Source organism: Pseudomonas sp. H3_C08 (assembly GCF_054669455.1).
Genome location: NZ_CP162803.1, coordinates 3618814 through 3640881 on the forward strand (window position 1 = coordinate 3618814; position 22068 = coordinate 3640881).

Genomic DNA, 22068 nt, shown 5'->3' on the forward strand with positions numbered 1-22068 from the left:
CCCGCCGTCAGCCACGCTCTGGCGGCACTGACGACAACTCGAACGGGCTGCTGCTGCGCCGCTGGTTGCGATCTTCCCGCGGCGTGGCACCGAAGAAATTGCGATAGGCGCTGGAGAAATGCGGCCCCGAGGAGAAGCCACAGGACAGGCCGATCTGGATGATCGACTTGCTGGTCTGCATCAACATCTGCCGGGCTTTGTTCAGGCGCAGCTCCAGGTAGTACTGGCTCGGCACACGGTTGAGGTATTGCTTGAAGATCCGCTCCAACTGGCGACGGGACACGCACACATGCTGGGCGATTTCGTCGGTGGTCAGCGGTTCTTCGATGTTGGCTTCCATCAGCAACACCGCTTGGGTGAGCTTCGGATGGCTGGAGCCGAGACGGTTCTGCAACGGGATACGCTGACGCTCGCCGCCCTCGCGAATGCGTTCAACGACCAGTTCTTCCGAAACCGCCCCGGCCAACTCTGCACCGTGATCGCGAGCCAATACCGCCAGCAACAGATCGAGCACGGACATGCCGCCACACGCGGTCAGGCGATCACGATCCCAGTCGAACAGGTGACTGGTGGCAATGACTTTAGGGAAACGCTCGGCGAAATCGTCCTGCCAGCGCCAGTGCACGGCAGCACGATAACCGTCGAGCAACCCCAGTTGCGCCAACGGATAGACACCGGCCGACAGACCGCCGATGACCGTACCCGCACGTACCAATTGCTTGAGCGCACTGCTGAGTGCCGGCGCCAATGTGGTCGGCGGTTCGTCAGCGAGCAGGAACAGTTTCTGGAAGTTTTCGAGTTTGCCGGTCCAGGCTTCACCGGGCAATTGCCAGGCGCCTTCGGCCGCCGCTGCGGTCACGGCTTCCGCCTGCAGGAACGACAGCTCGTAAACCACCTCCGGATGCACACGCTGAGCAACACGCAAGGCTTCCTCCGCCAGCGCCAGCGTCAACGCTTTAGTGCTGGGCCAAATCAGGAAACCAATTCGATGGGCAGTCATGGGCGGGCGATCCGAAACGAAGAACAGTGATGAAGGCATGGGCCAATGCTAGCCCGTAAATGAACACAAATCATGAGGCTGACAGAGATCCATTGTGGGAGCGAGCTTGCTCGCGAAGGCGGTGTATCAGTCAACATCGTTGCTATCTGAACTACCGCTTTCACGAGCAAGCTCGCTCCCACAGGGGATTTTGGTCAGTCTCTAGGTCGCGAAGCATGACCTAATTTGGTGCATAACGGCAGCGATTACTTGAGGCTGCCCGAGAGGAATTGCTGCAAACGTTCAGACTGCGGATTCACCAGCACTTCACGAGGGTTGCCGCTTTCTTCAACAACACCTTTGTGCAGGAACACCAACTGGTTCGACACTTCACGGGCAAAGCCCATTTCGTGCGTAACCACGACCATGGTGCGACCTTCCTGAGCCAGTGCTTGCATGACTTTCAGCACGTCGCCCACCAGCTCCGGGTCGAGGGCTGAAGTCGGTTCGTCGAACAGCATCACCTCAGGCTCCATCGCCAGCGCACGGGCGATCGCCACACGCTGCTGCTCGCCACCGGACATGTGCCCCGGGAACGCGTCTTTACGATGGGCCACGCCGACCTTGTTCAGGTAGTACTCGGCTTTTTCGCGGGCTTCGTACTTGGGTACGCCCAGTACGTGAACCGGCGCTTCCATGATGTTCTCAATAGCAGTCATGTGCGACCACAGGTTGAAATGCTGGAACACCATCGACAGGCGCGAGCGCATGCGTTGCAGCTGTTTCGGATCAGCGGCTTTCAGCGCGCCGTCCTTGTTCGCCACCAGTTTCAGCTCTTCGTTGTTGAGCAGAATCTTGCCCGCGTGCGGCTGCTCAAGCAGGTTGATGCAGCGCAGGAAAGTACTTTTGCCGGAGCCACTGGAGCCGATGATGCTGATCACATCGCCGGCTGCCGCTTTCAGGGACACGCCCTTGAGCACTTCGTGACTGCCATAGCGTTTATGCAGGTCTTGGACTTCAAGTTTGTACATGCGGTCGGTTCTCACAAAAACAGTCAGTCAGTCGTTGAGCAAGCGCCCGTGACGCAGCGCTTCGCGCCCCGCCACCTTGGCCAGCCAGAAACCGGGTTGGGCATAACGCAGCCGTTCAATGGCAAACAGCACCCCGGAGGTACCAGCACACACCGTGCTGACCCGATCGGACAGAGGATCAATCACTTCAAAAATCTCGTCGCCGGCCTCGACCCACTCGCCGGGCTTGCGCAGAAAACTTACGACGCCCGGATGCGGCGCGAACAGCAACTCGGTGCCTTCGAACGGCATGCCTTCACAGGCCTCGTGCGCCGGGTTCGGCCACTCGCCGGTGATCAAGCCTTGCTCGGCGAGGAACGCGAGAATGCCTTCAGCATAGGCGCAGGCTTCGGCGCGACCGGTGTCGGCCTGACCGCCCAGCTCAATCGTGGTCGCCAGACACGCCAGTGGAATCTGCGCATCAGGGAACTGCCGCGACAGGCGCAACCACGGCAACGAGCAAGCCTCGTCAAATGAACTGCCGCCGGAATCTTCCGCCAGCAATCCGACCTTCACATTCAGGTGCGCGGCCAGAGAGCGCCACTGCGGCCAGTGCTGCGGCAGCGCATACATGTGCAGCGCGGCTTCAGCATCGCAGTGCAAATCGAGCACCACATCAGCGGTGCAAGCGTGGCTGAGCAACACGCGCTGCATGCCTTGCAACTGGCTGCTCGCCTCTGGCAATGCCGCCAGGTGATCGGCCATGGCCTGACGGATCAGGCGCACATTGGCGTGTGGATCGTCACCGAGATTGTCGGCCAAAGCGGCCGCAACCGGCGCGCTCAGCTCAACGAAATCACGGTTGAAGTTCTTGCCACTGCCCGCTTCGAAACGGCCTTGGTGATTGCCTTGCAGCAATTGCCCAAGACCCAGCGGGTTGGCGACCGGCACCAGTTCGATGACACCGTTGAGCAGGCCTTTGGCTTCGAGTTCGCCGAGGCGCTTTTTCAGCTCCCAAGCGGTGCGCATGCCTGGCAATTCATCAGCGTGCAGGCTGGCCTGAATGTAGGCCTTGCGCTCGCCGCGTCCGAAACGGAACACGGAAATCTTGCGCTCGCTGCCCAAGTGGCTCCACGGCAATACGTGGTCGATGCGTTCCATATCAGTGCTTCCGCGGGGCCAGGTAGCTCAACCAGCGACGCTCGGCCAGTTTGAACAGTTTGACCAGAATGAACGTCAGGCACAGGTAGAACACGCCAGCGGTGATGTACGCCTCGAACGGCAGATAGAACTGCGCGTTGACCGTGCGCGCCGCGCCAGTGATGTCGATCAGGGTGACGATGGAGGCCAGACTGGTGGTCTGCAGCATCATGATCACTTCGTTGCTGTACTGCGGCAGTGCCCGGCGCAGGGCCGATGGCAGCAGAATGCGTTTGTACAGTTTGAAGCGCGACATGCCCATGGCCTTGGCCGCTTCGATCTCACCGTTCGGCGTGGCCTTGAGGCTGCCGGCAATAATCTCGGCGGTGTAGGCGCTGGTGTTGACCGCGAAGGCCAGGCACGCGCAGAACGTTGCGCTGGACAGCCACGGCCACAAGAAGCTTTCGCGTACTGCTTCGAACTGCGCCAGACCGTAGTAGATCAGGAACAGTTGCACCAGCATCGGCGTGCCACGGATCACGTAGGTGTAAAGCCACGCGGCGCCGTTGACGACTGGGTTCTTCGAGACGCGCATCAGTCCCAGCGGCAAAGCCGCGAGCAGACCGAAAAACAGCGACAGCGCGAGCAATTTGAGGGTGGTCAGCAGGCCGCCGAGGTACAGCGGCATGGCCTCCCAAATGACGTTGTAGTCGAAGATCATAGATCAGCCGCCCTTACGCCTACCGAGTAGCGCTTCTCAAGGTGACGCAATGCCAGCAACGAGACGCTGGTGATCACCAGGTACATCGCCGCCACTGCGAGGAAGAAGGTGAAAGGCTCGCGGGTGGCATCTGCCGCCTGCTTGGCCTTGAACATCATGTCTTGCAGACCGACCACGGAAATCAGCGCGGTCGCCTTGGTGAGTACCAGCCAGTTGTTGGTGAAGCCCGGAATCGCCAGGCGAATCATCTGCGGCACCATCACCCGGAAGAACACCTGAAAACTGCTCATGCCGTAGGCCATGCCCGCTTCGGCCTGACCTTTCGGAATGGCCATGAACGCGCCGCGGAAGGTTTCCGACAGGTACGCACCGAAGATGAAACCGAGGGTGCCGATACCGGCGGCCAGCGGATTCAGATCGATGTAATCGTCATAGCCGAGCATCGGTGCGACGCGGTTGAGCAAGTCCTGACCGCCGTAAAAGATCAGCAGGATCAGCACCAGATCAGGAATCCCGCGGATGACCGTGGAATACAGATCGCCCAGCCACGCCAGCCAGCGCACCGGCGACAGGCGTAACGCGACACCGATCAGCCCGAGAACGATGGCCAGAGCCATGGACGACAAGGCGAGCTGAAGCGTCAGCCATGCGCCATCGAGGATGACAGCCCCGTAGCCTTTCAACATGATTCAGGTCCTCGAAAGTTGGGATGAAAAAATGGCGCAAACCGCAGAGATCCTGTTGCTTGCGCCATTTCGGACTTGTCGCAGAGACGTGTTACTTGCCGTAGATATCGAAGGCGAAGTACTTGTCCTGGATTGCCTTGTATTTGCCGTTCTCGCGAATGGCCGCGATGGCCGCGTTGATCTTGTCTTTCAGGGCGTCGCCCTTACGGACTGCGATGCCTACGCCGTCGCCGAAGTATTTGACGTCGGTGAACGCCGGGCCTGCGAACGCAAAGCCTTTGCCGGCGTCGGTGTTGAGGAAGCCGTCTTGCAGCAGGGTGGCGTCAGCCACGGTGCCGTCGAGGCGACCGGCGGCCACGTCGAGGTAGATTTCGTTCTGCGAACCGTACGGCTTGATCTCGGCACCCAGCGGGGCCAGGACTTCGCGGGCGAAACGCTCGTGGATCGAACCACGCTGTACGCCGATGTTCTTGCCCTTCAGCTCAGCCAGACCTTCGCTGACCTGAGTACCGGCCTTCATCACCAGACGTGCCGGGGTGTTGTAGTACTTGTTGGTGAAGTCGACCGACTTTTTGCGATCTTCAGTGATCGACATGGACGACAGGATCGCGTCGATCTTGCGCACTTTCAGTGCCGGGATCAGACCGTCGAACTCTTGCTCGACCCACACACACTTGACCTGCATCTGCTCGCACAGAGCGTTGCCGATGTCGTAGTCGAAACCGACGATGCTGCCGTCCGGTGCTTTCGAAGCGAACGGAGGGTAAGCCGCTTCGATACCGATCTTCAGAGGTTTTTCGTCAGCGAAGGCGTTCATCGACAGCACGGACAGTGCCAGGGCGCCAAGCAGCACAAGTTTCTTCATCTTGGGACTCCATCGGTAAAGGGCAAAAACGGCAGAGTGAGCGACAGCCCAATATGCGAATGGGTGAATCGGGAAATCGGTTGCTGCATCGGTGGGAAATTTCCCATTGAAACCGTCGGAGATTTCAACGTCAGCCACGATGAGCGAGTGATCGGCATTCTAACGACAGGCCCGAAGCCGATATTTCTTCAATGCGACAACTAATTACAGATGCACAGAGAAAGCGACTTGAGCACATTGACAGCCTTGCAATTTCATGCAAGAGCGAAAGACAGTGAACCGATCCATGCTGCAAATTGCGGGCCTATTATTCGCAAACCCTTCTAATCCGGCAAGCGCAGCGTTGTGTCTTATTTTTCACCGGGGGTTTCGAGGCTCTAAAACGGGGCGATGCGTTTCCCTTTGCCCCGTCGCGGGGCGGGCGGTTACACATTCGGTTACGAGGAAGGTGTTGGGTAACAGTGGGAAATGTCTTACGGGGTAGATCGATAATTATTGGTTGGATGGACCTGGGTTCCGACGAGGGACTACACCGGCGTCTGACAAATTGCTTTCGCGAGCAAGCTCGCTCCCACAGGGGTCTGCATTTTGTCTGAAGGTACTCGGTCAAACTGTGGGAGCGAGCCTGCTCGCGAAGAGGCCCGCCCAGCCACCACAAAACCCCCAGACACAAAAAAGCCCCGCCCGGCAAACACCGGACGGGGCCTTTCAATGCATCAAATCGAATGCTTAAGCCACATTCATGGTCTTGTGCGTATCAATCAAATGCTGCACCACACCCGGATCCGCCAGCGTCGAGATATCCCCCAACCCATCATATTCCGCCGTGGCAATTTTGCGCAGAATGCGGCGCATGATCTTGCCCGAACGCGTCTTCGGCAACCCCGGTGCCCACTGGATCACGTCCGGCGAAGCAATCGGCCCGATCTCCTTGCGCACCCAGTTCTTCAACTCCAGACGCAACTGCTCGGTCGGCTCTTCGCCATTCTTCAACGTGACATAGACATAAATGCCCTGCCCCTTGATGTCATGCGGTACCCCGACCACCGCCGCCTCAGCGACTTTCGGATGCGCAACCATCGCGCTCTCGATCTCCGCCGTGCCCATACGGTGGCCGGAGACGTTGAGCACGTCATCGACACGTCCGGTGATCCAGTAGTAACCATCGGCATCACGACGTGCGCCGTCACCGGTGAAGTACATGCCACGGAAGGTCTTGAAGTAGGTATCGACGAAACGATCGTGATCGCCATACAGCGTGCGCGCCTGACCTGGCCACGAATCGAGAATCACCAGATTGCCTTCGGCCTCGCCCTCGATGATGTTACCGAGGTTGTCGACCAGCGCCGGCACCACACCAAAGAATGGACGTGCCGCCGAACCCGGCTTCAGCGCGTGCGCACCCGGCAACGGGCTCATCATGTTGCCGCCGGTTTCGGTCTGCCACCAGGTATCGACGATCGGGCAACGCGACTTGCCGACATTCTTGTAGTACCAGTCCCACGCTTCCGGGTTGATCGGCTCACCCACCGAACCGAGTAGACGCAGGCTGCTGCCATCCGCACCTTCAACGGCGGCCTGACCCGAGGCCATCATCGCGCGGATCGCGGTCGGTGCGGTGTAGAGGATGTTGACCTTGTGCTTGTCGACGATCTTCGCCACCCGGGTGATGTCCGGGTAGTTCGGCACGCCTTCGAACAGCAGCGTGGTCGCGCCGTTGGCCAGCGGGCCGTAGACGATGTAGCTGTGGCCGGTGACCCAGCCGACGTCGGCGGTGCACCAGTAAACTTCGCCCGGACGGTAGTCGAACACGCGCTCGTGGGTCATCGCCGCATACAACAGATAACCGCCAGTGGTGTGCTGCACGCCCTTCGGCTTGCCGGTCGAGCCTGAGGTATAAAGGATAAACAGCGCTTCTTCGGCACCCATCTCTTTCGGCGCGCAAACGGTGCCCGCCACTTTCATCAGGTCTTCGTACCAGATGTCGCGATGCTGGTTCCACTTGATGTCGCCGCCGGTGCGCTTGCACACGATGACTTTCTGGATGCTGCTGGTTTCCGGATTGGTCAGCGCATCGTCGACGTTGGCCTTGAGGGAAATCTTCTTGCCGGCGCGAATGCCTTCGTCAGCGGTGATCACCACTTTCGATTTGCAGTCGATGATGCGACCGGCCAGGGCTTCCGGCGAGAAACCGCCGAACACCACCGAGTGAATCGCGCCGATCCGGGTGCAGGCCAGCATGGCGACCACGGCTTCGGGAATCATCGGCATATAAATGGTCACCACGTCGCCACGGTGCACGTCCTGACCACGCAGGGCGTTGGCCAGTTTGCACACTTGCTCGTGCAGTTCACGGTAGGTGATGTTGCGGCTCTCGGAAGGATCGTCGCCTTCCCAGATGATCGCGACTTGATCGCCGCGCTCGGCCAGATGACGGTCGAGGCAGTTGTAGGAAACGTTCAGGGTGCCGTCGGCAAACCACTTGATGTCGACATGGTGATCGTCGAACGACGTCTGTTTCACCGTGGTGAAAGGCTTGATCCAGTCGAGACGCTTGGCTTGCTCACGCCAGAAGCCGTCAGGGTTGACGACCGACTGCTGGTACATGGCTTTGTAGGTCGCCTCGTCAGTCAGCGTGTTAGCCAGAACCTCGGGACGAACGGGATACAGAGAAGCCGCACTCATCTTTCCTACCTCGGTGTAATAGTTGTTTTTGTATGACCCTGTTGTAACGGGGCGGGGGCCATAGAACCATTCGACGATGGTAGTAACAAGCCCCTACAAAACATCCAGATACCCCAAACGCAGGCCCCACGCCATTTATTCAGACACCCCACAACCCTGTGGGAGCTTGCCTGCAAGCGATTCAGACAGCTCGGTCCAACAGACAAAACACCCGGTTATCAATCCCCATCTCAAGGGATTGTTACCAAATCTGCCAAAGGTGTTTATCAAAACCCGGTCTGTTTACCCCCGCCCCATCTCCCTAAAATTCACCTCGCCGACAAGGCAAACGCGATTAACAACGTTACAGCCCCCACGAAGGCCGTTAATCCAGCTCTCAAGTAATAATTGCAAACGATGAAGTTCCACACGCAACCCTAAAAAGGTTGCGTGACCCCACTCGACCTCAAAAAGGTAAATCTGAAATGAAAGCTTTATTGGTTCTGGCCCTCAGCAGTCTGTGCGCAACCGCCATGGCAGATGAGGTCCCGACTGATGTCGCACAGCAACAACCGGTTGTTGAGGAATACACTTACTCGACTCACCTGGACATCGCCAAAGTTGTTTCCATGAGCGAAGTTCCGAATGTCTGCGAAGTGGTTCCAGCCAAAATGGAATACGACGACTCCAAAGGTCAGCGTCACATCCTGCGCTACAGCATCATGGGCAACGGCTGCACCAATTGATGATTCGAGACTGCACCGAATTGGATCTCTCAGCGCTTCATTGAGGGTCAATTCCAGCCCGACTTCGGTCGGGCTCAGTTGTGTTTGAAACCGTCAAAAATGCTTGCAAAACACTAGATGTAGTAAAAATCGGCTTTTTTTGTTCGTTTTTTGAGCAAATTCACAATGGCGAGATTTTTACGAAAAAAAATCTATCCCCGGCAAAGCCCTGTAAACCCTCACTCTCATCGAATATCCGCCCTCCTCGACCGCTCCATGCGCGGATTCGCCTCAGCACAGCCGTGTTTTTTTCCCTATAATGCCGCCCCATACGGGTCAGCAATATTCCCTTACAGGGAGCAAAAGCCATTCTGAAGCCCCGCAGCAGCGTTCAACGCTGATTGCGCCCATCAGAGGCTCTCGGAACCCGTCAAAATTTCTGTTTATTTGCCTGCGTGCATCGCTGCAAAAAACGACATCCAACGCGGTCTGTACGACCGTGTGAAAAACCAACCAATCAGGTTTCACACGGGCACAGGCCCTCACGCAGGAGACGACACGTCATGCTGAGCTGGGACGAATTCGACAAAGAAGACAGTGAAGTAGCAGCAGTGAAAGGCGCCAACGCCGGCCACGCTAGCGAAGCCAACATGGACCGCCTGGACAACGCCGGCGGCGCCGCCGCGCTGGAAGCCCGCGCCGTGACCGCCGACGACTCGGCCGCTGTCGCCCGCGCCAAGGCTGCACTGAACTCCCTCGACGTTGCCGAAGGCCTCGCCGAACTCGAAGGCGCCTCCGCCCGTGTCGCCGTTGACGAAAAGCGCATGATCAACTGCCGCGCCGACCTCAACCAACTCGTGCCATTCAAGTACGACTGGGCCTGGCAGAAGTACCTGGACGGTTGCGCAAACCACTGGATGCCGCAAGAAGTCAACATGACCGCCGACATCGCCCTCTGGAAAAACCCGGAAGGCCTGACCGACGACGAGCGCCGCATCGTCATGCGCAACCTCGGCTTCTTCTCCACCGCCGACTCCCTGGTTGCCAACAACCTGGTACTGGCCGTTTACCGCCTGATCACCAACCCGGAATGCCGCCAGTACATCCTGCGCCAGGCGTTCGAAGAAGCGATCCACACCCACGCCTACCAGTACTGCATCGAATCGCTGGCCATGGATGAAGGCGAGATCTTCAACATGTACCACGAGATCCCATCGGTCGCGAAAAAAGCCACCTGGGGCCTGAAATACACCCGTTCGATCTCCGATCCGAAGTTCGAAACCGGCACCGTCGAAACCGACAAAGAGTTGCTGCGCAACCTGATCGCCTACTACTGCGTTCTGGAAGGCATCTTCTTCTACTGCGGCTTCACCCAGATCCTCTCCATGGGCCGCCGCAACAAAATGACCGGCGTCGCCGAGCAGTTCCAATACATCCTGCGCGACGAATCCATGCACCTGAACTTCGGCATCGACGTGATCAACCAGATCAAAATCGAAAACCCACACCTGTGGGATGCCGAAATGAAGGAAGAAGCGACCCAGATGATTCTGCAGGGTACTCAACTGGAGATCGAATACGCGCGTGACACCATGCCTCGCGGGGTGTTGGGTATGAACGCAGCGATGATGGAGGACTACCTGAAGTTCATCGCTAACCGTCGTTTGAGCCAGATTGGTTTGAAAGAGGAATACCCAGGGACGACTAACCCGTTCCCATGGATGAGCGAGATTATGGACTTGAAGAAAGAGAAGAATTTCTTTGAGACTCGCGTGATCGAATACCAAACTGGTGGTGCGTTGAGCTGGGACTAATGGTCTCGCTTGGTACGATTTGACGATTGTGGTTTGAGTCGGCGAGTCGAGATAGCAAAAAGCCCCGATCTGATCGGGGCTTTTTTATGGGCGATCGGTAAACCTTTTTACGCCTACGCCACAGCGCTCAATCTCCTACAGCACTTACAGTCACTTCCCATTGAACCCTGCTACGAGCACTACTAAGCTCTATCGCAGGTGCCTAAGAAACGCCCAACGTAGAAAGCTTGGTCAGTGACACAGACGTGTAATTCGTCGGTGGTAACTGCTCTGCTCGTTGGGATTTCTTAAGTCCGCTCTACGTTGGGGTCAGGCCCTCCCAAAATCCAAAACGTAGAGGTCATAAATATGTCTGATCCATGCTCGGTAATAGTCTTCTCTCGCCACAACCTTTCTCTACATGCCCTTCTACTCGAAAACCAGCCATGGTTCTCCGCCCGGGATGTTGGCCGTTTGATGGGCTTCCACATGAATGATCGGGTGGTCAACAAGCTAGATAGCGATCAACGCCGCGTCATGTGGATTGAGTACTTTCGAGAACCAGAACAGCATCTGATGCTCAGTGAATCTGGGGTGTATGCGCTGTTGGTTTATCACTACGTTCCGGGGAATCGGTTGTTGCGTGAGTGGCTGACCAACGAGGTAGTGCCAACCTTGCGGGATGCTGCGGATTTGGGTGATTCAAATCGGCCAATGTTGAGCTTGTTGGATTGGCCGGAGATGTCTTTGAGTTTGCTGCATTGGCAAGATGAGGGCTGGATTCGGCTACGGGATATGCCACACCTGTTAAACGAACAAAATCCAAGACGAGCTTCGGTAGAGAAGCCATGGTGGCGAAGGGTTACGCAAGCGTTTCAGTCTTCGAAGCACTCGATGGGTTAGGAACAAGTTTGTAGGACCGCGCAGGATTCGTCGTTATTTCCTGTAGGACTTTTCGTAGACAGATGTGATGGCCACTCAGTATCGTCCGAGGGTTTTCAACCCTCGGCGATTGTATGGACACGGAAAAAAGTAATAGCGATTGGAGTGACGTAGAGATTCAGGCGGCGGTCGACGCCTATCTCAAAATGCTGGCACGCGAGCAGAGCGGCCAGAAATTCGTCAAGACTGAGGAAAATCGAATCTTGCGTGAAGGCCCCTTAGCCGGTCGGACTAAAGGCTCGGTCGAGTTTCGGATGCAGAACATCTCTACCGTGCTGGTAGAAATGGGTCGAACGCGTATTGAAGGCTACAAACCTGCCAAGAATGTTGGCGCGAATGTAGCGCGCAGCATCCGTAAGGCACTTGAGGCTTCTCCTGTTCTGACACTTGAAGATTCTGATCCAACGGCGGACGAAGCATTGCTCGAGCAACGCGCGGCTAAATTTGAGCGAAAGCAATTTGATTACGTCCCCAAAGGGATAAAAACACCACCCCCAAACGACTTCCACTAGAAAGGTTTACTTTCGCGATCCTGAATTGAGGGGCTGGGTTCGTCAGCAAGCCAATGGAAAGTGCGAAGGTTGTGGCAAAGCCGCGCCATTTGAAAAGGATGGGAAACCGTTTTTAGAAGTGCATCACGTCAAGCATATGTCGCAAAAGGGTTCGGACCTTGAGACGAATGTTGTGGCGTTGTGTCCCAACTGTCACCAACGCTGCCACCATTCGGACGACAGAGAGGCTTTCACTGCTTGGCTGTATGACAACGTTGGAAGACTCGAAAAGGAATAATCGCGGTTTATCTGACTAACCGTATTTGTTGTTCTTGGGTCTGCTTCGCACCCCAGCGGGAGCAAGCTCCTTGCCACAATGTGGTGCATGGTCTGCAGTGGCGGTGTGAGGATTGAAATCTTGTTGAAGCCTAGAATCGCCAGCAGGCTAGCTCCCACAGATTCCGCATCACCCTGAAAACAATCAGTGCAACCCGCTCCACCTCCCGCTATTAATACCCCTCCCCCACTCAAGGATCCGAGCCCCACCATGAAATTCGATCTCGCCTACTGCCTCAGCCTCGACGACAAGTTGTCGATCTATGACGTTCGCGATCTCAATTTCGATGAGACGGTGGCGTTTGACTCTGCGAAGGAACACTTCCAGTGCCCCAACGATGCTTGTCGTTCGGCGTTCGAGGCTTCCAACGAGTTGGGCACGTTCAACGCCAAGAACGTGAATTACGTGCGCACGCCGCACTTCAAGAATCTGCCCACGACGCAGCACGTGGCGGGTTGTCCGTATGTGAGTTTGAAGGCCTCGGCTTCGGGCGTTGAAACAGCGGATGGCGAGGTGGATGACGGGCGTGAGGAACACTTCCCATCAGAGTTGTTGCTGACCCGCCGTGAGTATGTGCGCAAGCCTGTCGCGCCAGCGGGGGCGGCGGATGTGTTGCGCGATGATCCGGTGCGGGTGGCGGCGGAGAGTGGTAAAGAGTCGGCGGGTCGTGAATCGGCGCCGGACAAGACCAGTGTGTTTGCGCATCCGGTGGAGTGTTTTGTTTCCAACTTCGCGGACAAGGAGTTGCTCAAGCGGATGCCGTTGAAGGTCGGCGAGCATACGGCGCCGTACAGTTCGTTCTTCAAGAAGATCGAGTATCTGACGGACAACAAGGGGCTGATTTACTGGGGGCGGATCAAGAAGATCGAGGACTTCCACAGTGCCAGTTTTCGTATCGATTTCGAGGACAAGGTCTGGTTCAAGAAGCCCGAGGACAGTAAGAAGAAGCCGTATCCGGTCAGTGTTTATCTGAACAAGAAGCTGATCGACAACTACCGCAAGCGCAAGGCGTTTCTGGAGGAGATCAAGCACGCGGTGGATAGCGACAAGGCGTTGTTCTGTTTCTTCTATGGGGTGACGCCGGAGTTGAAGCAGGTGCCCGGCAAGAAGAACCCCGAAAAGCCTTTCGAGGTCTTCAATGCCAATATCGAGAACCTGGATCACTTCATTATTCGTGAAGCGCCGGGGCTGGAGTGATGGTTAGCCTTAGGGCAGTTGCAGTTTGACGGCGCCGGGGTGTTGTTTGACGAGGGAGTACGGCAGGATCGACCAGTCAGGACTGTCGCAGGAGCGTTGCACGCGAGCGAAGTAGGCGCCGAGGTACAAGCCCTTCTCGGTGAAGTACCAAGGTGAAGTGCCCCAGATGCTCTCATCCTGGAAGTTGCAGTCGTCATCTCCCGTCGGTGTTTTCATTTCTGTGGGGTACAGGGCGGTGAATTGCTTGATTACCCAAGGTACCAACTCTTTGCTTACGTACTGATAGCGCGCGTTACTTTCGGCCTCGCTCAGCGGTTTGTCGCCCAGGCTGTCGCGCTCGGCATGCAAAATCGGCGTGCCCTTACCTACCCAAAAGACATCTTCGAGTGACAATGGGTGGCCAGTTTTTACATCAATGTTGAGGGGTGAATCGCCGAAGTCGGGATGCGCGCCGCCGCAGTAATAGCTGGTCGAGATGTTCAGGCTGACCACGACTGGCGAGATCATTTTCGGTTCTGCCTGTTGCATGAATTCGACGTTTTCGCCGCCCTGTAATTGGCAGCCGTGATAGCTGATGACTTCACTCCAGAGGCGCCCGAGCAACTGCTGGTTAACCCGTTGCTGATCATCTTTCGGCAATCCGGACTCCACGCTGAACAGCGAAATCTTTGTCTCAGGCTCGGTCCACCATTGCAGGTCATAGCCCATGAAGTTTTCTTTCTTTGCCGGTTTGAGCTTGAGTCCCTGCAGGCGCAAATACTCGTAAGGCTCGCCGTATGGCAGTGCGGCAATGAACGGCAAAGTTGCTGAGGTGGGCGCGGGAAGTCTGGCCTCGGTGAGTTTCACCGGCAGCTTTTTGCCCTGCGGACTTTGCCACTCGCCCTGCCAGCCGCTGCCGGTTTCTTTCAGCTTCAAGGTTGGCAGCGGCTTGTCGTCACCGTAGCGGTTATTGCCTTCGACGAGGCTCAGCGTGCTGTCCTGCAGCGAACCGCTGAGGGCTAGATCACGGTGATATTTCTCGTAGAAATAGCGGCCGGTGACTTCGTCCTGCTGTGTGGTGTTGAGTTCAACAACAATCGCCGTCTTGCCCAACGTACCGGTAAATACGCGCCGGCCATCTTCGGCATGGGCAGTGGAAATCAGTGTGCACAGCGCCGCGGCATATGGCACCAGGCGCATCAGTCCCTTGAGCATGAATCAATCCTTGAAGGAGTCGGAGAACGCGTCGGCACATAAGCGCCGACGCTAAAAATACGCTGCGATTATGGCCGGCGCCGCTTAACTATTCGAGTTTTCTTGCTCGTACTTTTTAAGCCACGCTTCGCGCTCGAGGGCAGCAATTTCCCGAACCATTTGTTGGCGACGCTCCTTGGCAGCATGAAGCTGGACGTCATCAAGAAAGCAGTAATGACGCAGCCAGTGAAGCGCCATTTCCTCATTCGGAAAATAGTAAGACTTGGCGCCCTTGCTGTTCCTGGGCGTGTCATTCATTTGCTCGTCGAATACCATCGCTGTGATGTCATCCGGTGGCAAAGACCCCGTATGGGCGACCTTGTCCTGGAACATCCATGCAATCTCATCAATGTGTTTCTGCGCGCTGCGATGGCTACGTCGATAGAACTTTTGATGCTCACAAGTCTGTTTCAGCCGCGCCAACATCAACTCCGGGTTAAGCCACTGCCCGAGGTCATGATGATGTGCGTTTATCACTATCCCCTTGACCCAACGATCCACAAACCGATCAACAAAGTCCTCTGTGTCAGCCTTTTTCGCATCAGCGAAAATCAGGCAATAGCGGGTCTGGACGTGAATGACCAGCAACACATGCTTGCGTTGTACCGTTATCGCGTGCACCAGCCACTGCTCATCAGCGCCGCTCGACTCATCATCTTCAATGATTGAGGACGGCGGATTAGTGTCCACCGGCGTGATCTTTTTGCCCTTGTGAACACGGCTGAAGAATTTGCTGGCGGCTTCGGTGCAATTGAAGATCAACATCCGGGTTCTCTGGTAGTTGCTGGAGTATGGCGCTCAATTACCGATTTTGATTTCTTCCGCTGTAACCTGGCAATGGTTCATTTAAGCGAAATGCACAGCAGCACAATAATCAGCAACCCGATATAGACCCAGGCATGCACCCGATCTGGTATCCGTCCAATCCATGGCGCGGCCAAGCGTATCCCGACGAGCGAGCCAAGCGTCAGCACCGCAAACGCGAGCAGATCCACGTACCCGACAAACCACGTGCCCAGGTCAGCCTGACAGAACCCGGCCAGCGCCATGTACGTCAGCGTCCCGGCCAATGCCACCGGCAAACTCAACGGATTGGCCATGGACGTCGCTTGCGACATGCTCAGTCCGCAACGGCGCAATAGCGGCACGGTCATGACGCTGCCTCCTACACCGAGAAACGTCGCGATGGCGCCGATGCCTACACCACCTGCGGAAGTTTCCGTAGCGCCAAGTCGGCGTGGGATGACATCTGGGTTCTGAGTGAGAAAGCCACGTCGCAGCAGGCAGTCGACGATGGTCACGCCGAGGTAGCCGATGAACGCATAGCGAATCACTTCGCCGCTGACCCACACCGCCGCTATTGCGCCAACGACCGCACCCACTCCGATGAACCCACCCAACGGCCAAAGGTAATGGCGGATGAGATTGCCGGCGCGACGGTGTTTGTCGGTGGCGATCAGGGCGTTGACGATCATCACGCAGGTCGAGGTGGCGATAGCGATGTGCATTGCCGACTGGCTGATCGGGTCGTCTGCGCCGTGGCTGGCGGTGAGCAGGCGATACAGCAGCGGCACCACGACGAAGCCGCCGCCGAAGCCGAACAGGACGGCGGTGATGCCGGTCAGGCAACCGAAGAGGGTCAGCAATAAATACAACATGACGAGGTTTCCGTGAAAGGAGAACGATCGACGATAGAGCGGCATCGCTTGGCCTGCTTCAGCAAGTCAGCCAATAATGTTTGCGTTTACGCCAATCACCGAGTAACGCCTGATGCGCAATGTTTCGATCAATCTGCTGGATGACACGCCGCGCGCGGTGGTGGCGATCGGTACGGATTATTCCCACGGTCACTTGCTGCCTTTTCACACGCATCGTCGGGCGCAATTGTTGTACGGCGCGACCGGGGTGATGCAGGTCAGCACTCACGACGGTAACTGGGTTGTGCCGCCGCAGCGCGCGGTATGGATTCCACCGGGGGTGGCGCATGAGGTGTTGATGCTCGGGGTCAGTACTCGCAGTGTGTACATCGAACCGGGCGCAGTGGATCTGGGGGAGCGCTGCCAGGTAATCAGCGTGTCACTGTTGATGCGGCATTTGCTGATGGAGGCGGTGGAAGTACCGCTGACCTATGACCTCGGCGGGCGAGATGGCGTATTGATCGATCTGTTGCTGCATGAATTGACGCGAAGTGCGCCGCTGCCGTTGCACATTCCGCTGCCGCCTGACGGAAAACTCCTGTCTCTGTGTCAGAACTTTCTGCATCAGCCGTACGCCCACCAATCGCCACAGCAATGGGCCGACCAATTACACATAAGCTTGCGTACCTTCAACAGACTGTTTCGCCAACAAACCGGGCTGAGCTTCAGACAATGGCGGCAGCAGGCTTGCGTGGTTCTGGCGCTGGCACGCTTGGCCTCGGGTGAAGCGGTGACGCGCATCGCACTGGACTGTGGTTATGAAAGCCCGGCGGCGTTCTCGACGATGTTCCGGCGGATCCTCGGGCAGGCACCGTCCGTCTGGTTGGAGGCGGCAAATTAGCGCAAATCAAAAAATGCGTTTGATCCCGGCCGAAAACAACTGTACAAAAACACAGTACATTTTCAATCAGCACTCTTGAGCCCGGAGCACACCATGGCCTCTCTTGCGATGAACCACATCCTCGAACGCATTGCCCTTTTCCAGTTCACCCCGACGCACTGCGTCCAGGCCCGAGCGATGCTGGGCTGGAGCGTGGAACAGCTATCGCGGGAGGCTGAGATTTCGGTTGAAGACATTCAACGCTTTGAAGCGCAGCAGGATGTAGCGGATGCGGCGCGACTGGCGTTGGCTTACCGGTTCGAGGCGCAGGGGCTGGTGTTCTTTCCCGGGTTTGCACCGGGGCGTAGTGCGAGTTTTCAGGGCGTGTCGTCGGAAGCGATGGGGCGTGGGGATTTTGCGATGGCTGAGTGAGGATAAAAACATGAGCGAGATCGAAGAAAGCACAGGCAATGTTTATCAAGATTTAGAGCTTGAGCGTGCAAGCGAGATGCTGATCAAGTCCGAGTACGCCACAAAATTGATCTCGCTTATCGCGTCCACCGACATAAGCGAATCTGAAGCCGCACAAAGACTGGGAATACCTCTGGAGAATCTCCAGCAAATCCTTCGTGGAAAATTCCGGGAGGTACCCGTTACTACGATGGCCGATTACAACATCAAGATTTCAGGGCTTGTTTCTGGAGCAACCGGTTCGCCCCCTTAGGCGCGAACCGTCTTCACCTGATCAAGCGCTCTGCACCACCGCCTCACTCTCCCCTTCAACCGCCAACCACCACGCCTCCCCGCGTTGCGGTTGAGCGATATTAAACGCCTCACCCATCTGCGGCGTGGTAATTGAAACACTGCGTTCCCACGCCAGTGCCAGAATCCGGTCGAACGGTTCGTGCCAGGCGTGCATCGCCAGGTCGAAGGTGCCGTTGTGGATCGGGAAGAGCCAGCGACCCTTGAGGTCGATGTGCGCTTGCAAGGTTTCTTCCGGCTGCATGTGCACGTGTGGCCATTCGACGTTGTAGGCGCCGGTTTCCATCAGGGTCAGGTCGAACGGGCCGAACTGTTCGCCGATGCGTTTGAAGCCGTCGAAGTAGCCGCTGTCGCCGCTGAAGAAGATCCGCGTGTCGCCGTCGATCATTACCCAGGATGCCCACAGGGAGCTGTTGCCATCGAACAGGCCACGGCCGGAAAAATGCTGCGACGGTGTAGCAACGAAGCGGATGCCGGCAATCTCGGCGCCCTGCCACCAATCGTACTGACGGACTTTGCTGGCATCGATGCCCCATTTGATCAGGGTGTCGCCGACGCCCAGTGGCGTGAGGAACAGGTTGGTCTTGGCGGCCAGTCTGAGCACGGCCTGGTAATCGAGGTGGTCGTAGTGGTTGTGCGACAGAATCACCGCTTCGATCGGCGGCAACTGGTCGATGCTGATCGGCGGCTGGTGGAAGCGTTTCGGCCCGGCCCACTGCACTGGTGATGCGCGCTCGGCGAAGACCGGGTCGGTGATGAAGAATTTGTCGCGCAGTTTCAGCAGCAAGGTCGAGTGACCGAGGCGATAGACGCTGTGATTGGGCGCTGCCAGCAGCTCTTCCCGAGTCAATGCTTGCACCGGGATCGGCGCAGCGGGCCGGGTGTTGCGCGGTTTGTGGAAAATCATGTTCCACATGATCCGCAGCATTTTGCGCAGGCCTTCGCGTTGCACCGGCGCATGATTACGAAACAGGCCTTGAGCCTGTCGAGAGGCTTCAGGCGTGGATGTGTTATCCGGGATCAAAACTGGATTGGCCATGACTGAATGACTCCAGAAAAACCGCGCAATTCGCGGTTTCTCCACGGTTGGGACGATAAATGGCCAAAGCTGCACGCATAGGCCGAACTGTCTGTTTTTTAGGTTGCGAGGATTAACGCAACATTACACTGGGCGGTGTAGTTTCTAGGTTGCATCAAAGCGGATGACAAGTAAACTGCCAAGTGTAATTTCACCCTTTCACTGCCGAAGCGTACTTATGACAGCTCCACAACGCCTCACCGACCGTAAACGCGAAGCCATTATTCAAGCGGCGATTACCGAATTCCGTGCCAACGGTTTTGAGATCACCAGCATGGACAAGATTGCCGCCACGGCTGGTGTGTCGAAGCGTACGGTGTATAACCACTTCCCCAGCAAAGAAGAGTTGTTCGCCGAAATTCTCAACCAGTTGTGGGCACGAATCAGCGCAGAGCAATCCGTCGTCTATAACCGCGATCAGCCCTTGCGCGAGCAATTACGGCCGATGCTCCAGGCCAAAATGCAGTTGATGGCTGACGAGAATTTCCTGACCCTGGCCCGTGTGGCAATTGCCGCCACCATTCACTCGCCGGAGCGCGCGCAGAACATGGTCGAGCGCATGGGCAAGCGCGAGGAAGGTCTGACCGTGTGGATTCGCGCCGCGCAGGCTGACGGCCGACTGAAACCGGTCGATCCGGAATTCGCCGCACAGCAAGTACAAGGCTTGCTCAAGACCTTCGCTTTCTGGCCGCAGATGTCGATGGGCCGCGCCGCCCTCGATGTCGATATGCAGAACAGCGTCGCCGAATCGGCGCTGCAGATGTTTCTGGCCCACTATCAGCTCTAAATCGCCCCTCTCCTGCGCGAACCATCGACTAAATGGCTCGGAAGGACACTGATTATTCCCGTTGGAATAAATGACAATGTCCGACAATCGACCGACGAACGGTTAGCCTGAGAAAATACTGCAAAGTATTTCAGGATGAATTTCGCGCAGGGCATCATGGAAAACCAACGCGGCAAAGGCTTGTCATTCGCCAGACGTATTTATCTGCCCAGAGCCATTGGCTTGGGCGTGGGATTCTTCAGCGTCGCTGCGGCGTTGTATCCGCTGAACATGCCCGACTGGCTGTGGGCGCTGTTGTTGTTTAACGGTTTCGCCTGGCCGCACTTGGCTTACCAGATCTCCACGCGCTCGGCGTTCCCGTATCAGGCTGAACGCCGCAATTTGTTATACGACTCGATGTTCGGCGGTTTCTGGGCGGCGTGCTTTCAGTTCAACCCGCTGACCACCGTGACCATCCTGTCGATGATGACCATGAACAACGTTGCCGCCGGCGGCCAACGTCTGTTCGTGTTCGGCGCCCTCGCGCAACTCGCCGGTGTACTGCTGGGCTGGGCGATTTTCGGTGGCAAATTCAGCCTGACGATGACCCAAACGCAAGTCTGGGCGTGCCTGCCGATGCTCACCCTGTATCCGCTCGCGCTGGGCATGGTCTGTTATCACCTGGCGATCAAACTCTCCCAACACAAACGCGCACTGAGTGCCCTGAGCCGCACCGACAGCCTCACCGGCCTGCTCAATCACGGGGCCTGGAAAGACCTGCTGCACCTGAAATTTCAGCAGTGCCGCCAACACAACACCCAAGCCACTCTGGCGTTGATCGACATCGACCATTTCAAGGAGATCAACGACAGCTTTGGGCACATCGTCGGCGATGAGGTACTGCGGCAATTGAGTCAGGAGCTCAAACGCCTGCTGGACCAGTACGAATTGGCCGGGCGCTACGGCGGTGACGAGTTCTGCGTGATCCTGCCGACACTGCCCCTGCACAAGGCCGAGGCCCTGATGGAGCAATTGCGCGAGGCATTGCAGCAGTACCGTCATCCGCAGGTGCCAGAGTTGCGAGTGGGCCTGAGTATCGGTTTGGCGCGCTATCAATACTTGTACAAGGATGCACTGGACTGGCTGGACGATGCCGACAAAGCGCTCTACATCGCTAAACACACGGGCCGCAACACCATCAGTGTGGCCTTGACCAGGACCGCGACAGACAACGCCGACGCCTAAAAAGTTATACAAAATTACAAATAATTACTTCCTTGTACAAGTTTATGAAGTTTTGTATAAGTAGCCATCTGCCAGCTAAGGAATACTGGTATTGAGCAGTCATTGCCGAATTCCGTCCGCGCATTCGGTCTGCCGGCGCGGAAATAGGGACTGAATCCTCGATCTTCCCCACTTCCTGAGTACTGCGAACATGTTCTTTAATCGCCACAAAGCCGTCGTCGACGATCTTCAGCGCACCCTCACCGAACAAACGGGCCTGCTCGATGCGATCAATCGCTCGATGGCGGTCATCGAGTTCGACCTCGATGGTGTGGTGCTGCGCGCCAACGACAACTTTCTCAAGACCATGGGTTACACCACCGAACAAGCGATCGGCCAGCCCCATCGGCGTTTTTGCACACCGGAGTTCGGGCGCAGTGCTCAATACACTGATCTGTGGTCACGTCTGAAAAACGGCCAGTTTCAGTCCGGTACGTTTGAACGGGTCGACGGCAAGGGCCAGCCGATCTGGCTGGAAGCCAGCTACAACCCGATCAAGGATGCTTCGGGACGGGTGGTGAAAGTGGTCAAGTACGCCATGGACGTGACCGCCAAGGTGCAGCAGGAAAGCGAAGCCAACGCCAAGTTGCAGGCGATCGACCGGGCCATGGCGGTCATCGAGTTCAACCTCGACGGCAGTATTCTCACGGCCAATCAGAATTTTCTGACGCGCATGGGTTACACCCTCGCCGAGCTGAAAGGCAAACATCACCGTTTGTTCTGCACGCCGGCACTGGTCAACAGCAGCGCCTACGAGGATTTCTGGCGGCGCTTGAATCAGGGCGAGCTTTTCCAGGGCCAGTTCGAACGCGTGGATAAACGCGGGCAAACGGTGTGGCTGGAAGCCAACTACAACCCGGTCTACGACGCTGCCGGGC

The 22068-nt window shown here is 56.9% G+C and carries 20 protein-coding genes and 2 pseudogenes; 11 read left to right on the forward strand and 11 right to left on the reverse strand.

The window, feature by feature from the left end; genetic code table 11:
• Nucleotides 1–7 precede the first annotated feature (7 nt).
• The 7 genes from argR to acs all read right to left on the reverse strand — a co-directional run bounded on the left by argR (nucleotide 8) and on the right by acs (nucleotide 8086).
• Nucleotides 8–1000: a transcriptional regulator ArgR gene (argR, locus tag AB4N74_RS16550; protein WP_176471324.1), complete on the reverse strand. Its 993-nt coding sequence runs from the start codon at nucleotides 998–1000 to the stop codon at nucleotides 8–10.
• A gap of 245 nt (nucleotides 1001–1245) precedes the next feature.
• Entirely contained in the window at nucleotides 1246–2010 is a 765-nt protein-coding gene (locus tag AB4N74_RS16555) for an ABC transporter ATP-binding protein (protein WP_007912705.1), read from the reverse strand.
• A gap of 27 nt (nucleotides 2011–2037) precedes the next feature.
• Entirely contained in the window at nucleotides 2038–3150 is a 1113-nt protein-coding gene (locus AB4N74_RS16560) for a M14 family metallopeptidase (protein ID WP_220556861.1), read from the reverse strand.
• Between the two features lies 1 nt (nucleotide 3151).
• Complete coding sequence (locus AB4N74_RS16565; protein ID WP_007912703.1) at nucleotides 3152–3850, reverse strand: ABC transporter permease; 699 nt, start codon at nucleotides 3848–3850, stop codon at nucleotides 3152–3154.
• A complete protein-coding gene (locus AB4N74_RS16570; protein ID WP_016773583.1) occupies nucleotides 3847–4536 on the reverse strand; it encodes an ABC transporter permease in 690 nt (229 codons plus the stop codon). The genes AB4N74_RS16565 and AB4N74_RS16570 overlap by 4 nt, the downstream gene beginning before the upstream one ends.
• Before the next feature lie 91 nt (nucleotides 4537–4627).
• Nucleotides 4628–5401 (reverse strand): ABC transporter substrate-binding protein, encoded by a 774-nt coding sequence (locus AB4N74_RS16575; RefSeq protein ID WP_038366516.1) that lies wholly within the window; start codon nucleotides 5399–5401, stop codon nucleotides 4628–4630.
• Nucleotides 5402–6130: 729 nt separating this feature from the next.
• Complete coding sequence (acs, locus tag AB4N74_RS16580) at nucleotides 6131–8086, reverse strand: acetate--CoA ligase (protein WP_007912698.1); 1956 nt, start codon at nucleotides 8084–8086, stop codon at nucleotides 6131–6133.
• Nucleotides 8087–8550: 464 nt separating this feature from the next.
• Between acs and AB4N74_RS16585 the strand changes: the two genes are divergently transcribed.
• From AB4N74_RS16585 to AB4N74_RS16605, 5 genes and pseudogenes are all read left to right on the forward strand, one after another.
• Nucleotides 8551–8811: a DUF2790 domain-containing protein gene (locus tag AB4N74_RS16585; protein ID WP_093430405.1), complete on the forward strand. Its 261-nt coding sequence runs from the start codon at nucleotides 8551–8553 to the stop codon at nucleotides 8809–8811.
• Between the two features lie 542 nt (nucleotides 8812–9353).
• A complete protein-coding gene (locus AB4N74_RS16590) occupies nucleotides 9354–10604 on the forward strand; it encodes a ribonucleotide-diphosphate reductase subunit beta (RefSeq protein ID WP_093430406.1) in 1251 nt (416 codons plus the stop codon).
• A gap of 348 nt (nucleotides 10605–10952) precedes the next feature.
• Nucleotides 10953–11486, forward strand: a complete 534-nt coding sequence (locus tag AB4N74_RS16595) for a BRO-N domain-containing protein (RefSeq protein WP_099756955.1) — start codon at nucleotides 10953–10955, stop codon at nucleotides 11484–11486.
• Between the two features lie 113 nt (nucleotides 11487–11599).
• Nucleotides 11600–12314, forward strand: a pseudogene (locus AB4N74_RS16600) (HNH endonuclease).
• Between the two features lie 249 nt (nucleotides 12315–12563).
• Nucleotides 12564–13550, forward strand: coding sequence for a hypothetical protein (locus AB4N74_RS16605; protein ID WP_460096660.1), 987 nt, complete (start codon nucleotides 12564–12566; stop codon nucleotides 13548–13550).
• Nucleotides 13551–13559: 9 nt separating this feature from the next.
• Here AB4N74_RS16605 and AB4N74_RS16610 read toward each other — a convergent pair whose 3' ends face one another.
• The 3 genes from AB4N74_RS16610 to AB4N74_RS16620 form a co-directional block, all read right to left on the reverse strand.
• Entirely contained in the window at nucleotides 13560–14744 is a 1185-nt protein-coding gene (locus AB4N74_RS16610; protein WP_460096662.1) for a hypothetical protein, read from the reverse strand.
• Between the two features lie 84 nt (nucleotides 14745–14828).
• The gene (locus AB4N74_RS16615) at nucleotides 14829–15548 is read right to left on the reverse strand and encodes a DUF6933 domain-containing protein (RefSeq protein ID WP_257355945.1); all 720 of its coding nucleotides are present in this window, start codon (nucleotides 15546–15548) and stop codon (nucleotides 14829–14831) included.
• 77 nt (nucleotides 15549–15625) lie between these two features.
• Complete coding sequence (locus AB4N74_RS16620; RefSeq protein ID WP_257355946.1) at nucleotides 15626–16441, reverse strand: sulfite exporter TauE/SafE family protein; 816 nt, start codon at nucleotides 16439–16441, stop codon at nucleotides 15626–15628.
• A 112-nt stretch (nucleotides 16442–16553) separates the two neighbouring features.
• Between AB4N74_RS16620 and AB4N74_RS16625 the strand changes: the two genes are divergently transcribed.
• From AB4N74_RS16625 to AB4N74_RS16635, 3 genes are all read left to right on the forward strand, one after another.
• A complete protein-coding gene (locus AB4N74_RS16625; protein WP_460096663.1) occupies nucleotides 16554–17321 on the forward strand; it encodes an AraC family transcriptional regulator in 768 nt (255 codons plus the stop codon).
• 93 nt (nucleotides 17322–17414) lie between these two features.
• Complete coding sequence (locus tag AB4N74_RS16630) at nucleotides 17415–17732, forward strand: helix-turn-helix domain-containing protein (RefSeq protein WP_257355948.1); 318 nt, start codon at nucleotides 17415–17417, stop codon at nucleotides 17730–17732.
• Nucleotides 17733–17742: 10 nt separating this feature from the next.
• Complete coding sequence (locus tag AB4N74_RS16635) at nucleotides 17743–18024, forward strand: helix-turn-helix domain-containing protein (RefSeq protein ID WP_257355949.1); 282 nt, start codon at nucleotides 17743–17745, stop codon at nucleotides 18022–18024.
• Nucleotides 18025–18045: 21 nt separating this feature from the next.
• On the opposite strand, the gene AB4N74_RS16640 is transcribed toward AB4N74_RS16635, so the two are convergent.
• The gene (locus tag AB4N74_RS16640) at nucleotides 18046–19101 is read right to left on the reverse strand and encodes an MBL fold metallo-hydrolase (RefSeq protein WP_116255044.1); all 1056 of its coding nucleotides are present in this window, start codon (nucleotides 19099–19101) and stop codon (nucleotides 18046–18048) included.
• Nucleotides 19102–19318: 217 nt separating this feature from the next.
• Between AB4N74_RS16640 and AB4N74_RS16645 the strand changes: the two genes are divergently transcribed.
• From AB4N74_RS16645 to AB4N74_RS16655, 3 genes and pseudogenes are all read left to right on the forward strand, one after another.
• Complete coding sequence (locus AB4N74_RS16645) at nucleotides 19319–19927, forward strand: TetR/AcrR family transcriptional regulator (protein WP_257355950.1); 609 nt, start codon at nucleotides 19319–19321, stop codon at nucleotides 19925–19927.
• A gap of 156 nt (nucleotides 19928–20083) precedes the next feature.
• Nucleotides 20084–21151 (forward strand): diguanylate cyclase, encoded by a 1068-nt coding sequence (locus AB4N74_RS16650; protein WP_186625095.1) that lies wholly within the window; start codon nucleotides 20084–20086, stop codon nucleotides 21149–21151.
• A gap of 280 nt (nucleotides 21152–21431) precedes the next feature.
• Nucleotides 21432–22067: pseudogene (locus AB4N74_RS16655) on the forward strand (PAS domain-containing protein); the annotation flags it as partial.
• Between the last annotated feature and the right edge of the window lies 1 nt (nucleotide 22068).